The organism is Streptomyces sp. BV286, from assembly GCF_019090165.1.
In the GTDB taxonomy this organism is placed as follows: domain Bacteria; phylum Actinomycetota; class Actinomycetes; order Streptomycetales; family Streptomycetaceae; genus Streptomyces.
Genome location: NZ_JAHRIB010000127.1, coordinates 70617 through 83509, shown reverse-complemented (window position 1 = coordinate 83509; position 12893 = coordinate 70617). Strand labels below are relative to the sequence as shown.

General features: G+C 72.6%; 12 protein-coding genes. 4 read left to right on the top strand and 8 right to left on the bottom strand.

The window, feature by feature from the left end; translation table 11 throughout:
* The first annotated feature begins 111 nt into the window (after nt 1–111).
* Nucleotides 112–678 carry a DoxX family membrane protein gene (locus tag KUF83_RS16930; protein WP_217455521.1) on the top strand — a complete coding sequence of 189 codons (567 nt, stop codon included), beginning with the start codon at nt 112–114 and terminating at the stop codon, nt 676–678.
* Between the two features lie 147 nt (nt 679–825).
* Nucleotides 826–1149, top strand: coding sequence for a MazG-like family protein (locus tag KUF83_RS16925; RefSeq protein ID WP_217455520.1), 324 nt, complete (start codon nt 826–828; stop codon nt 1147–1149).
* A 46-nt stretch (nt 1150–1195) separates the two neighbouring features.
* On the opposite strand, the gene KUF83_RS16920 is transcribed toward KUF83_RS16925, so the two are convergent.
* From KUF83_RS16920 to KUF83_RS16900, 5 genes are all read right to left on the bottom strand, one after another.
* Nucleotides 1196–2419, bottom strand: a complete 1224-nt coding sequence (locus tag KUF83_RS16920) for a GTP-binding protein (RefSeq protein ID WP_217455519.1) — start codon at nt 2417–2419, stop codon at nt 1196–1198.
* A 105-nt stretch (nt 2420–2524) separates the two neighbouring features.
* Nucleotides 2525–3217 (bottom strand): response regulator transcription factor, encoded by a 693-nt coding sequence (locus KUF83_RS16915; RefSeq protein ID WP_217455518.1) that lies wholly within the window; start codon nt 3215–3217, stop codon nt 2525–2527.
* A 405-nt stretch (nt 3218–3622) separates the two neighbouring features.
* The gene (locus KUF83_RS16910; protein ID WP_217455517.1) at nt 3623–5644 is read right to left on the bottom strand and encodes an FtsX-like permease family protein; all 2022 of its coding nucleotides are present in this window, start codon (nt 5642–5644) and stop codon (nt 3623–3625) included.
* A gap of 47 nt (nt 5645–5691) precedes the next feature.
* Nucleotides 5692–6417 (bottom strand): ABC transporter ATP-binding protein, encoded by a 726-nt coding sequence (locus KUF83_RS16905; RefSeq protein WP_217455516.1) that lies wholly within the window; start codon nt 6415–6417, stop codon nt 5692–5694.
* 141 nt (nt 6418–6558) lie between these two features.
* Nucleotides 6559–6927 carry a DUF4333 domain-containing protein gene (locus KUF83_RS16900; protein WP_217455515.1) on the bottom strand — a complete coding sequence of 123 codons (369 nt, stop codon included), beginning with the start codon at nt 6925–6927 and terminating at the stop codon, nt 6559–6561.
* 179 nt (nt 6928–7106) lie between these two features.
* Here KUF83_RS16900 and KUF83_RS16895 point away from each other — a divergent pair, with 179 nt between their 5' ends.
* The gene (locus KUF83_RS16895; protein ID WP_374106080.1) at nt 7107–8414 is read left to right on the top strand and encodes a sensor histidine kinase; all 1308 of its coding nucleotides are present in this window, start codon (nt 7107–7109) and stop codon (nt 8412–8414) included.
* Between the two features lie 90 nt (nt 8415–8504).
* On the opposite strand, the gene KUF83_RS16890 is transcribed toward KUF83_RS16895, so the two are convergent.
* Complete coding sequence (locus KUF83_RS16890) at nt 8505–9020, bottom strand: YceI family protein (RefSeq protein ID WP_217455513.1); 516 nt, start codon at nt 9018–9020, stop codon at nt 8505–8507.
* 105 nt (nt 9021–9125) lie between these two features.
* On the opposite strand from KUF83_RS16890, the gene KUF83_RS16885 reads away from it, so the two are divergent.
* Nucleotides 9126–9647 (top strand): MarR family winged helix-turn-helix transcriptional regulator, encoded by a 522-nt coding sequence (locus KUF83_RS16885; RefSeq protein ID WP_217455512.1) that lies wholly within the window; start codon nt 9126–9128, stop codon nt 9645–9647.
* Nucleotides 9648–9785: 138 nt separating this feature from the next.
* Here the strand turns inward: KUF83_RS16885 and KUF83_RS16880 are convergent, their stop codons facing one another.
* On the bottom strand, nt 9786–11093 hold the full coding sequence (locus KUF83_RS16880) for an SGNH/GDSL hydrolase family protein (protein WP_254643970.1): 1308 nt from the start codon (nt 11091–11093) through the stop codon (nt 9786–9788).
* 279 nt (nt 11094–11372) lie between these two features.
* Nucleotides 11373–12719 (bottom strand): PHB depolymerase family esterase, encoded by a 1347-nt coding sequence (locus tag KUF83_RS16875; RefSeq protein WP_217455510.1) that lies wholly within the window; start codon nt 12717–12719, stop codon nt 11373–11375.
* Between the last annotated feature and the right edge of the window lie 174 nt (nt 12720–12893).

The window sequence follows — 12893 nt, the reverse complement described above, 5'->3', positions numbered from 1 at the left end:
GAACGGCGGCGCGGGCCGGGACCCGGGTGAGTGTTCGGTGCGACGGTGGGCAGGCGCGTACGAGACCGAAGCGACCGTTCGAGTGTGGATGTGCGAGGAGTGACGCGAACCGTGACCTCTTTCGACCGACGTGATCTGGGACTGCTGCTGCTCCGCCTCGGTACGGGCGGAGTACTCGCGGCGCACGGGGCACAGAAGCTCTTCGGCTGGTTCGGCGGTGGCGGGATCTCCGGCACCGGCGAGTTCATGGAGTCCGTGGGGTACGCGCCCGGCAGGGCGAGCGCTGCTGCGGCGGGCCTGGCGGAGGCGGGCGGCGGCACACTGCTCGCGCTGGGCCTCGCGACCCCGGCGGCCGGAGCGGCCGCGGCGGGGGCGATGGCGGGAGCCTCCGCGGTGCACGCGCCGAACGGCTTCTTCGCCCAGAGCGGCGGCTACGAGCACGCGGCGTCGCTCGGACTCGCGGCGGCGGGCCTGGCCGTCACGGGCCCCGGGCGGCTTTCCCTGGACCATGTCCTCGGGCACCGGGTCGACCGCGGCTGGATGGTGCCGGTCGCCCTCGCCGGGACGGCCGCGGCGACGCTGGCCGTGGTCGGCGCCCGCTACAAGCGGGTGCGCGACGAGAAGGAGGGCCAGCAGGGGGAGTTGTTCGACGAGGAGGGCGTGGCGTACGGGTCGTAGGACGGGCGCGACCGGCGACCGGCGGTCAGCGGCCGGCGGTCAGCGGCTGGCAACTCCTGGGCCCGCCCCGGGTCCGTGCCCCGTACCCATGGCCGAACCGGACCGGACCGGACCGGCCTGTCAGCGGCTCATGGCAGGCTGATCGCCATGAGCGACGACGATCTCTGGGAGTCCATCGACCGTCTCCAGGACTGGCTGGTGAGCTCCCAGCCGTCCCGGCCTCCTCAAGAGGCCCTTCTGCTGCGGATGTTGAAGCTTTCGGAGGAGGTCGGCGAGGTCGCCGAGGCGGTGATCGGTGTCACCGGGCAGAACCCTCGCAAGGGCACGTCGCACACCTGGGACGACGTCCGGTCCGAGCTGTGCGACGTGATCATCACGGCTGCGGTCGCGCTGCGGACGCTGACACCGGAGGCCCGCGAGGTTTTCACGACGCACCTGGCACGGGTGACCGACCGCTCGCTGGAGCCGTGACGGCCCGCTCCTGAGGGGTGTGGGCCCCTCGCCCCCGCCTCACCCCTCAGGAGGCGGCCGCATGTTCATGTTCGTGTTCGCAGGTGTCGTCGATACCCGCGGTGTCCCAGGTGGGGAACGGGTCGTCGTACGGCGGGCGTTCGGCCTGGGTCAGGAGGCACTTCGTCAGCGCCGCGCGCAGGGGCTCGGCGCGCAGTCCGACGCCGATGAAGACCAGCTCCTGCCCCTGGACGGCCTCGGGGTCCTCGGCCGCCGACGGTTCGAAGCGGGCGACGGAGCCGGCCTGCGACCAGAGGCCTGTCACGTACGGACGGCCGGCCAGCCGGAAGAACCCCTTCGAGCGCAGGACCCGGCCGAAGGCCCCGCTGTCGAGTTCCTCGGTGACGAACGTCCACAACCGGCCCGGATGGAAGGGCAGTTCGGAACGGAAGACCGTGCTGGAGATGTTGTACTCCTCGGTCTCCGGCACGTGTTCGCCGTTGAGCTCCATGACCCAGCCCGGCGCCTGCTGGGCCCGCTCCAGGTCGAACAGTCCCGTGCCGAGCACCTCCGTCAGGTCCACGCGGCCCAGTGTGGCCGTAAGGACACGGGCCATTGGGTTGAGGCGGGTCAGCGCGGCCCGTAGCTCGTCGGCGGTCTCCGTGTCGACGAGGTCGAGCTTGTTGAGGACGATGACGTCGGCGAACTCGACCTGGTCCACGAGCAGATCACTGACGGTCCGCTCGTCGTCCTCGAACGGGGCGAGCCCGCGCTCGGCGAGCTCGTCCCCTGCCGCGAGCTCCGGGAGGAAGTTCACTGCGTCGACCACGGTGACCATGGTGTCGAGGCGGGCCAGGTCGCCGAGCGTGGCCCCGTCGTCGCGCGGAAAGGCGAAGGTGGCGGCGACGGGCAGTGGTTCCGAGATGCCACTCGACTCGATGAGCAGGTGGTCGAAGCGGTCCTCGCGGGCCAGCCGGTCGATCTCCTCCAGCAGGTCGTCGCGCAGGGTGCAGCAGATGCAGCCGTTGGTCATCTCGACCAGCCGTTCCTCGGTGCGCGAGAGGGCGGCCTCGCCGCCGCGGACCAGCGCGGCGTCGATGTTGATCTCACTCATGTCGTTGACGATGACGGCGACGCGCAGCCCTTCGCGGTTGCCGAGGACGTGGTTGAGGAGGGTGGTCTTGCCCGCCCCGAGAAACCCGGAGAGCACGGTCACCGGGAGCCGGGTGTCGGGGCCCGCGCCGCCGCCCCCGTCGCGGTCAGGGTTCTGAGTGGTCGCGGGGACGGTCATGTCACGCTCCTGGTCCGGTCGCTCCCCCGGCCGGGTGAGCGACCCACACGCTACATGAAAATGGATCCCATTTACATGTAGGGCTCCGGGGGTGCTTCCCGTCCGCTACGACAGGCCGTCCGCGTGCCCGGTACGCCAGGCCCAGGCGGCGATCTCCACGCGGTTCCGGGCCGGCAGCTTGTGCTGGACGCTGGTGAGGTGCGTCTTCACCGTCGAGAGGGAGACGAACAGAGACGCGGCGATCTCGGCGTTGGTGTGTCCCAGGGCCACCAGCCGCACGACGTCCAACTCCCTCTCGGTCAAGGGTTCCTGGGGCTGCGCGGGCGCGGACGCGAGGGGTGACGGCGCCGGTGCCCGGGTGGCCGTGACGTGCTTGAGCAGGCGCACGGTGACGGACGGGGACACCAGCGAGTCGCCGACGGCCGCGGCCCGGACGGCCTCGGCGAGGAGGACCGGCCCGGAGTCCTTGAGGAGAAAGCCGCAGGCTCCGCCGTTCAGGGCGCCGTAGACGTACTCGTCGAGGTCGAAGGTGGTGACCACGACGACCCGCATCGGGTCGGGGACGCCCGGCCCCGCCAGCAGACGGGTGGCCTCCAGCCCGTCCAGCTTGGGCATACGGATGTCCAGGAGGCACACGTCGGGCCGTAGCCGCCGGGCCAGCGCCACGGCCTCCTCGCCGTCGGAGGCCTCGGCGACCACCGTGATGTCGGGCTGCGCGTCGAGGAAGAAGCGGAATCCCGTACGGACCATGTCCTGGTCATCGGCGATCAGGACACGGATCGGGGTGCGGTCGGTCATGGGCGCATCTTGCCTGACGTGAAGGACGGAACGGGAGAGAGGCCTGGACGGGGTGCGCCCGGCGGGGGGGGGTGCGGGGCTCGGGCGTACCCCGCTCGGGGCTCGGGCGTACTCCGCTCGGGGCGCTGGTGCGCCTCGCCCTGGACTCGCCTCGCACCCCGCACCCCGCACCCCGCGCCCCGGCCCCCGCCGCGCACCCCGCACCCCGCGCCCCGCGCCCCGCTCGGGGCTTGGGGCTTGGGGTGCGTGCCGGGGGCCGGAGGTTATGAGCCGGGCCGGTGCTGGGCCGGTGCTGGGCCGGTGCTGGGGGGAGCCGGACCCGAGCCGGGCCAGTGCCGGGCAGCCATGAGCCGGGCCGGAGCCGCGCGCTCAAGGGCCGCCTCCCCTCGGCGCTTGCGGCGGGGGTCAGTCCGGCTGCTGGGACGGGTTGTCGGTGACCGCGCGGAGCAGCGGGCGGCTGGCCCCGATCGCCGTGAACATCGCGGCCGCGCCGAGCAGGGCGCAGAGCCCCAGTTGCAGCGCGCCGGTCGCGTCGAGCGTGGTGCCGCCGGCCTCGTTCAGCTTCACCGCCGCGTACACACCGCACCCCGTCATGGTTCCGGCGAGGAGGACGAGCGGGACCACGGTCTCCCGGACCCTGGCCCGGTCCAGTACCCGGAGCGGCGTACCGGCCAGTCGGAGCAGGCCGTAGACGCGGCGGCGGTCCAGGACGTTCGCCGCGGCCGTGAGGCCGGCGGAGGCGGTGGCGACGACGAAGCTCACCGCCATCGACGCGAGGCTCAGGCCCCGCAGCTGGTCCTGTACGAGATCGTCCACCGCGGTGAGGCTCTTGTCGGTGTACGGAGGTGAGGCGGGGTTCAGCGGCGCCAGCGCGGTCGTGGCGGCGTCGAGCCGTGCCGGGTCGCTTCCGGAGATCCGGACCAGGACACCCGGTCCGCCCAGCAGCAGTGACTCGTCGGACCGGGCCCCGGTGAGGGCCTGGACGGTGGCGGGCACCCCGGCGTCCTTGAGCAGCTCGCGGGCCCGGTCCGCGCTCTGCCGTACGGCGGCCCGCCCATGTGCCCCGTCCGGGGCGGCGACGGCGACCTGGTCCGGGTGCTCGAAGGTGTCGAAGCTCAGGTGCGCGACGGAGAAGAACCCGGCCACGAAGCCCGCCAGGACCAGGCCGCTGACGGTGCGCCAGGCTCCGCGCGGGTCGTCGCTGAGCCTGCGCGCGGCCAGCAGGGTGGCGGGCCTGCGGGCGAACCGGCCCAGCACCCTGCCGATCCGGTCGGTCGCCCACGGGCCGACGATCCAGAAGGCCCCGTAGAAGAGGATCAGCAGCGCGACCTGCTGGGAGATCTTCAGGCCGCCGTCCCGTGCCGTGACGACGACGTACAGCACGAGGCCGGCGAAGAGGACCAGGCGGATCATGCGGGTGCGCCGCGGGTCGGACTGCTGGGCGACACCGAGAGGCGAACGCACCACCTCGCGCAGCGCGCTGACGGCGCTGAGGGCGGTGAGCGAGGCCACCCCCGCGACCACGGCGGCCGCCCCGGCCACGCCGACCCACAGGTCCGCGGTGAACCAGGTGCCGATACCGAACGGCAGGCCGGCCAGGGCGGGCAGCAGCGCCGCGTAGGCGAGGGCCCCGGTGGCCGCGCCCACCGCGCCGACGGCCGCCGCCTCGGCGCCGGTCATCGCGAGGATCTGCCGGGGTGTCGCCCCGGCCAGCCGCAGCGCGGCGAGGCGCTGTTCGCGGCGGGCGGCGCCGAGCCGCCCGGCGGCGGAGGCCAGCACGATCACCGGCACGACGAGCAGGCCGATGCCGATCAGCACCGTGGACCGGTCCTGTGCGGTGAACACGCTCGGGGCGGTGCCGGAGAAGCCGGAGACGACCGCGCGGTCGGCGAGCCCGGAGTCCATCACCGGCTGACCCGCGGCCCCGGACACCGCCGGGTCCGAGGGAGCCCGGCCGATCACGGCGAGGAGTTCGCCGGGGGCGGCCAGTCCGGCGGCACCGACCGTCCCGTACTCCCGGGGCTCGGGAAACCGGTCGGCGAGCTGGTTGCGGGGCAGCCCGTGCACCAGCTCGGCGAGGGCGGGCGAGAGGTAGACCTGGCCCGGTTCGGGGAAGGCGGCCACTCCCGGTGGCGCGGGGGTGGCCTTACGGCCCGGCAGCTGGGCGAGGTCGACGACGGTGACGGGTTCGCCGCGTACGAAGGTGGTGGACAGGGTCTGGACGGCGGTCCCGTTCCTGTCGGGCTGCGGTGTCCGCCAGTCGGTGCGGTCGGCCCGTGTGCCGGCCCCGGACCACGCGGCGAGCAGGACCAGCAGCACCAGGGCGCTGACGGCGGCGGCTCCGGCGGCCAGCAGATGGGACTGCAGTCCGCGGCGGCCGGAACGGCGGGCGAGATGCCAGGTCAGGGGCAGGAGGGGGGAGGACATACGGGGCTCCGGTGGTACGGGTCGGGGGTGGGCGGCGGGGCTCTCGGTCAGGGGGTCACCGTGTACTGGCTGTACCCGAGGACCCGGCCGTCGCGGACCTGGAGGACCCGGTCGCAGTGGGCGGCGACATCCGCGTCATGCGTGACCATGACCAGCGACGCACCCTGTTCGCGGGTGACCCGGGTGAGCAGCCGGACGACTTCCTCGCCGGTGGTCTGGTCCAGGGCGCCGGTCGGCTCGTCGGCGAAGACCACGTCCGGCTCGACGGCCAGCGCGCGGGCGGTGGCGACCCGCTGGGCCTGTCCGCCGGACAGCTGTCCGGGGCGGCGCTGCTCCAGCCCGTCCAGGCCGAGCGGGGCGAACCAGCGCCGGGCCCGGGCGACGGCCTGCTTGCGCGGTACGCCCTCCAGCATCAGCGGCAGGGCGATGTTCTCCTCGGCGGGCAGCTCCGGCAGCAGTTGGCCGAACTGGAAGACGAAGCCGAACCGCCGCCGACGCAGCGCGCTGAGCCGGTTCTCGCCCAAGGTGTCGATGCGCCCCCAGCCTTCGGCCTGGGGGACCCCCGTCTCGCTTCGCTCGCCCCGCAGCAGGACCTGTCCGGCGTCCGGGCGGATGATCCCGGCGAGGGTGTGCAGGAGTGTCGACTTGCCGGACCCGGACGGGCCCATGATGGCCAGCGACTCGCGCTCGCCGACCTCGACGTCGACTCCGTCGAGTGCCGTGGCGGACGCGTACTTCTTGACCAGGCCTAGCCCGGACAGGACGGTGCCCATGATCGTGTGCCGTTCCCTTCTCACTTCTCAATTCGCCGTGCCCGGTTCGCGGCTCGCGGCTCGCGGCTCGCGGCTCGCGGCTCGCGGCTCACGGCTCACGGTTCGCGGTTCGCGGATTTTCGCCGGGCGTCAGGACGCTTCTCAGCGTTCGAACTTCCAGGTGATCGACGTGCCGGTCGCCTCCACGGCACGCACCGGGATCTCCACGCGCTTGCCGTCCGCCGTCTTCGCGGTGCAGGTGACGGACGCGCCGGTCACCGCCTTCAGGCCGCTCGGGCAGGACACCGCACCGATGTCACGGCCGACCCACGGCAGCGGCTGGTACTTGGACTCGATACGGCCCTGGAGGATGTCGGCGCTGAGGGCCTTGTGGCCGTCGACGGTCACGCTGGAGTACTTGTCCAGCCCCGTGGTCGACTGGGTGCCGCTGACCGCGTAGGTCACTCCGGCGCCCGCGCCGACGAGGACGGCGGCCGTGGCACCGACGACGATCATGTGCTTGCGCTGCATGGGGTTCTCCTTGGAGCCGGGGGGGGGTTGGCGTCGAGGTGTTCGACATGCCTCGACTCTCGCCTCCGCCCCGCCCCCGGCACCTCGGCCGAACGGCCACTGTCCCCGGGGCGCGCGGGCCACCGGGTCAGCCGATCGGCCGATCCACCCGCCCTCCCCCGCTCCGTACGGTGAGCGACGTGAACCTCGCGCGTCCGACCGACGACCCCACCACGCCCCGTTCCCGCCGGCAGAGCTGCCTGCGGGCGGTCGGCGTCACCGTCCTGGTCCTGCTGACTTTCGCGGACCTGCTGATCGCGGCCTCGGGGAACAGCGCCGTGTGGCCGCTGTTCGTGGTGCTGCCCCTGGGGCTCGCGGCCCTGCTCTGGCCGGTCGACCGCCGGCCCGCGTGGCTCACCCCACAGGTGCGTACGGGCGTGCCCGCGGGCGTCTCCCTGGTACTGACCGCCGTGGCCGCACCAAGTGGCCGGATGGACGGGTTCGGCCCGGGCGAGATCGCGATCCTGCTCTGTCTGCTGCTGGTGGCCGTGCGCGACTGTCCGCCGCGATGGGCGGTCATGTGTGCCGTCCTGGACGGCACGGCCGTCGTGGTCCAGCCGCTGCGCATGGTCCGGGACGCCCTCGACCGCGACGACACGGCGAGCCTCTTCGGGGCCACGCTGGTCCTTCTGCTGCTGGTCGGCATCATGGCCGGGCTCGGCGGCTACCTGCGGACCCTGGACCGCCGGAGAGAGGTCGCGGTCACCGAGATCCGCCGTTCCGAACGCCTCGCCATGGCCGCCGACCTGCACGACTTCGTCGCCCACCACGTCACCGGCATCCTCGTCCAGACCCAGGTGGCCCGCATGATGGTCGCCACCGAGCCCGAGAACCTGGACCCGGTCCTGGCGGGCATCCAGAACGCCGCCACCGAGGCCCTCGCCTCGATGCGCCGTACGGTCGGCATCCTGCGCGAGGCCCCGCACCCGGCCGTTGGACCGGAGAGCGCCGGACCGGACGGCGGCGGACCGGATGGCGGCGGGCCGGCGAACACCGGGCCGGAGACCGCCGGTCTCCACCCCTCGGGCGACCTGGCGGCGCTCGCCGAACTGGTCGAGAGGTTCGGCGGTCCGGCCGGGCCCCGGGCGCTGCTGGACCGCGACCCCTCGGTGCCCGACGGCCTGCCCCACGAAGTGCAGGCCGCCGCGCACCGGGTCGTCCAGGAGGCGCTGACGAACGTACGCCGCCACGCGGCCGACGCCACCGAGGTCACGGTCCGTCTGACCTACGCGGAGGGCACCCTGCGGGTGCTGGTGCGCGACGACGGCCGGGGCGGCACACAGATGCCGCACGCGGCCCGTGGCGGCGGCTTCGGGATCGTCGGCCTCACCGAACGCGTCACCGCGCTCGGCGGTGCACTGCGCACCGGGCCACGCCCGGACACCGGCTGGGAGGTCACGGCCCTGCTCCCCGCGGCAGGGACACGTGGGAAACGCCCGACACCCTGACGCGGGAGCCGGCCGACCTGCCGGCGGTGGGTGCAGGTCGGCCTGGCCGCGGCGGGTGCAGTGCGCTGTCGCCCCTCCCGCGCGGGCCCCCTACGCGGGCGTGCGCGTGAAGCCGAGCGTCGCCGTGACCGTGGTCAGGCCGCGGATCATGCCCAGTTGGTTCCAGCCCATGCCGAACTGGTCCCGGTCCACGGTGAACTCCGCGGTGAGCGTGACCGCGTCGGCGCTCGCTCCGGTGACCCGGGCGGTGACGGACTGCGGGCGGCTGATGCCGCGGACGGTCAGCTGACCGGATATCTCGGCCGTGTCGTCCTGGCGGACCACGGCGTCGCGCACGGCGAAGACGAGCGAGGGGTGCCGCTCGGCGTCGAAGAAGTCGCCGCCGCGCAGGTGCTCGTCCCGCTTGCCGTTCTTGGTGTCCAGGGACGCCGCGTCCACGGTGATCGTGCCGCGCGCGGTGCCGTCCGGCCGGACCTCGCCCTCGCCGGTGACGCCGCCGAAGGCACCCTTCACGGTGACCATGCCCCACATCGTCCGGTGCTTGATGGCGACGGTGGAGCGGGCGGGGTCGAGCTGCCACAGTCCGGTTTCCACGGCAACGGTCATGGGACTTCTCCTGGTGGTTGCGAGCGATGCACTCAGTAATCCAAATTTGGATGACCACACGCTAGCTCATCATCCAAATTTGAACAATGGGTAGACTGGGTGACTATGGCCGCCTCTTCCGACCCTGCTGACCAGCCCGAACACGAGCCGACGGGTGACGCCGGGCTGCTGCCGGCCGAACTGCGGTCCTGGATGCGCCTGTTGGCCGCGGCCGGGGCGATCGAGCAGCTGCTGCGGTCCCGCGTGAAGGACGTCATGGGCGTCTCGCACGACGAGTTCCTGGTCCTGTGCCTGCTGGCCGACCAGCCCGGCGCCAGCTTGCGGATGACCCGGATCGCCGAGCTGCTGGGCCGCCCGAAGACCCGGCTGACCTATCAGGTGGCCTGTCTGCAGCACGCCGGGCTGATCACCAAGAACGCGGCGTGCGGCGACCGGCGCGGCATCGAGGTGGCCCTCACGGACAAGGCCCGCCGCCTGCTGAGCGAGTCCACGGGTCCGCTGGCCGACGCCGTCTCGCAGGCCATCGCGCAGACGGCCTGCGCCCAGCGGTACACACAGCTGCACGACCTGCTGCCGGTACCGCCGGACCCGGGCACCGAGGGACACACCGCCGAAAAGCCCGCCTGACCGAAGGCCGCGTGACCTAAGGCCGCGTGGCCGAAGGCAGGGACGCCGAGAAGCCCGCGTGACCGAAGGCCGGGACGCCGAGAAGCCGCAGTGCGGGATCGGCGGAGCGTCCGGGCCTTCGGACGGGAGCGGACCCGGTCAGCCCGCCCGGCCGTGGAAGAGCCGCAGGGGCACCGCCGCCGCCAGGGTCCGGTAACCCTCGGGGTTGAGATGCAGCCAGTCCCCGTCGTGCAGCGTGGGCCGCAGGCGCCGCGGGTCCTGCGGGTCGCGTACGGCACGGTCGAAGTCGACGACCGCGTCGAACCGTCCACTCGTACGGATCCAGGTGTTGATCTCCTGCCGGGACGCCTCGCGATGCCCGGCGGGATCGTCGTACATCGTGTTGCCGCCGAACGGGGTCAGCGTGGCCCCGTACACGCGGATGCCCTGCGCGTGCGCCCGGACGACGATCTGTTCGTACGCGGCGATCAGTTCGGCCGTGACGTCGCGCTGGGCCGCGGGTGTGGCGGCGGCGGTGCCGATGTCGTTGACCCCTTCGAAGAGGACCAGCCAGGAGACTCCGCTGCGGGACAGGACGTCCCGGTCGAGCCGGGCGAGGACGTTGGGGCCGAGGCCGTCGTTGAGGACGCGGTTGCCTCCGGCGGCCTGGTTGAGGACCGCGACCTCGTCGGTCGCGGGGTGCGCGCGCAGCCGGTCCAGGAAGCGGTCGGTCCACCGGTCGTTGCCGTTGGTGGTGGAGCCGCGGCCGTCGGTCAGCGAGTCGCCCACGACGGCGACCGCAGCAGCGTCGGGACCGGAGAGCACCTCGACGTCGCTGAGCAGGTACCAGTGGTTGACGGCGGTGGCCTGCGGGAGGTCCGGGTCCCGGGTGTGGTCGGCCTTCTGGAGGTACGAGGTGGTGCGCGATCCGGGATGCGAGGTGAGCGCGCGGGAGGGCTGGCCCTCGGCGAGGTAGGCGGTCACGGTCAGGTTCGAGCCCGGCCGCAGGCCGAAGTCCAGTGGGTCGGAGACGAGTTGGGCCCCGACGGGCACGGTCGCCGACGCCCGTCCGGAGAACGTCACCTGTCGCAGTGAACCCGGTTCGACCGCGCTGACACCGGCCCGGCCGTCGAGCGGAAGGGCCACGGTCACCGCGGTCAGGGGCAGCGGGGTGTCGCCGAAGGCGTTGGAGAACCGCAACCGCACGCGTCCGCCGCCGGTCGAGACGCGCACGGTCTGCCGCAGGGTCGTGTCGACCAGGACGGCACGGTCCTCGGTGAACGGCGGAGGCGGCATGTTGCCGGGCTCGGTGAGCTGCGGCATCGCGGTCCAGGTGTTGACCCAGTGCCGGGCGGAGGACGCGGCCGGAGCGGCGGCACGGTCCGCGGGCCGTGGACCCTTGGCGAGGGCCACTACCGCGGAGGCCGTCACGAGGAGGGCAAGGGCCAGTACGCAGGTGGTGATCAGATGGGAGAACGACGGCGTTCTGGACGAGGCCGGTCCTCTCGGCGGTTTCACGATGGACGGCGGCTTCACGGAGGACGGCGACTTCGCGGATGTCGACGGTTTCACGGGCGCGGCTTCTCCTTCTGGACTGCCGGGCTGCTGGACTTCTGGACTTCTGGACTTCTGGACTGCTGGACTTCTGCTTCTGGAGCGGAATGCGGGCCCCGGCGGCCGGGAACTCCTCACCGGCCACCAGGACATGACGGGACGTCAGCAACTCTCGGATGGGGAGACGGGCCCTCAACTGCTGGTGCAGGTCGTCCCGTTGAGGGTGAAGGTGCCGGGGCGCGCGCTGTTCCCGGTGTGGTTCGCCTGGTATCCGATGCTGACGCTCGCGTTCGCCGCGATCGTGCCGTTGTACGCGGCGTTGGTGGCGGTCACCGCGCCGCTCGCCGGGGCGTACGTGGCACCCCAGCCGTTGGTGATGCTCTGCCCGGACGGCAGGGTGAAGCCCAGTTTCCAGCCGTCGATGCGTGTGGTGCCGGTGTTGGTGATCGTCACGGAGCCGGTCAGCCCCGTGCTCCAGGCACTGGTCGTGGCGGTCACCTTGCAGGCGCCCGGCTGGGGTTGGGGCGCGGGTCCCGAGCTGTCCAGGCCGAAGAAGGTGAGGGCCCGGGCCGCCATGCCGTTGGAGTACAGGTTGTGGCCCACGCCCTGGAGGCTGATCGCCTCGACGGGGGCCCGGTCGCCGGTGGCGCCGTAGCGGGTGCGGGTCCAGCCGGACTGGGGTGAGTCGGTGGCGGCCGGGGTCTGGCTGACGCCCAGCACGTTGGTCCACTGCTTGATCTGCTCACCGAAGTTGGGGTAGCGCAGCACGTCGTCCTCGGTGCCGTGCCAGATCTGCATGCGCGGCCTGGGGCCGGTGTAGCCGGGGTAGGCGTTGCGGACCAGGTCGCCCCATTCCTGCGGGGTGTGGATCGAGTTGCCGCCGGAGCACTCGCTGTTCCACTCGGAGCCGTTGGTGGTGGCGAAGCACGCGAACGGCACGCCGGAGAACGCGGCACCCGCCGCGAACACGTCCGGATAGTCGCCCAGCAGGACGTTCGTCATCATCGCGCCGGAGGAGATGCCGGTGGCGAAGATCCGGCCGGTGTCGGCGGAGTAGGTGCGGGTGACCCAGTCGACCATCGACTTGATGCCGACGGGGTCGCTGCCGCCGCCCCGCTTCAGCGCCTGGGGCGAGGCGACGTCGAAGCACTTGCTGGCGCGGGTGACCGACGGGTAGACGACGATGAAGCCGTAGCGGTCGGCGAGGGAGGCGTACTCGGTGCCGGAGTACATCGCCGGGCCTGATCCCGTGCAGTAGTGGACGGCCACCACGACCGCGGGGTTCGCGGTGACGCTGTCCGGTACATAGAGGTACATCTGCAGGTTGCTGGGGTTGCTGCCGAAGTTGGTGACCTCGGTGAGCGCCGCGGTGGGAGCCGCGGTGGGAGCCGCGGTGGGAGCCGCTTCGGCGCTTTCGCGAGCGGCGGCTCCGGGGGCACTCAGGAGCATCGCGGCGAGCAGGGACACGAGCGCTCCGAAGAGCACTGCGAGCCCCGAACGCGACGGTCTCCTGACGGTGTTGCTGCCTGTGGCGGACATGTCGGTCCCTTCCGGATCACGACTGGGGGATGGCACGGCGCAGCGACACCACGCGACGGGGCCGGTCGCATGGCATGGTCATGACTGTCGTGGAAGCGCTCCCACAGGGTGGAGACCGAAACCGGCCACTACGCGTGGCGCGTTTCGACGGACCGCCCCAACAGGCCGTATCGA

What these genes read in the sequence shown, in the direction of transcription:
- KUF83_RS16925 (WP_217455520.1), top strand. Translation starts at nt 826, where the DNA reads ATGAGCGACGACGATCTCTGGGAGTCCATCGACCGTCTCCAGGACTGG.
- KUF83_RS16920 (WP_217455519.1), bottom strand. Translation starts at nt 2,419, where the DNA reads ATGACCGTCCCCGCGACCACTCAGAACCCTGACCGCGACGGGGGCGGC.
- KUF83_RS16915 (WP_217455518.1), bottom strand. Translation starts at nt 3,217, where the DNA reads ATGACCGACCGCACCCCGATCCGTGTCCTGATCGCCGATGACCAGGAC.
- KUF83_RS16910 (WP_217455517.1), bottom strand. Translation starts at nt 5,644, where the DNA reads ATGTCCTCCCCCCTCCTGCCCCTGACCTGGCATCTCGCCCGCCGTTCC.
- KUF83_RS16905 (WP_217455516.1), bottom strand. Translation starts at nt 6,417, where the DNA reads ATGGGCACCGTCCTGTCCGGGCTAGGCCTGGTCAAGAAGTACGCGTCC.
- KUF83_RS16900 (WP_217455515.1), bottom strand. Translation starts at nt 6,927, where the DNA reads ATGCAGCGCAAGCACATGATCGTCGTCGGTGCCACGGCCGCCGTCCTC.
- KUF83_RS16890 (WP_217455513.1), bottom strand. Translation starts at nt 9,020, where the DNA reads ATGACCGTTGCCGTGGAAACCGGACTGTGGCAGCTCGACCCCGCCCGC.
- KUF83_RS16885 (WP_217455512.1), top strand. Translation starts at nt 9,126, where the DNA reads ATGGCCGCCTCTTCCGACCCTGCTGACCAGCCCGAACACGAGCCGACG.
- KUF83_RS16875 (WP_217455510.1), bottom strand. Translation starts at nt 12,719, where the DNA reads ATGTCCGCCACAGGCAGCAACACCGTCAGGAGACCGTCGCGTTCGGGG.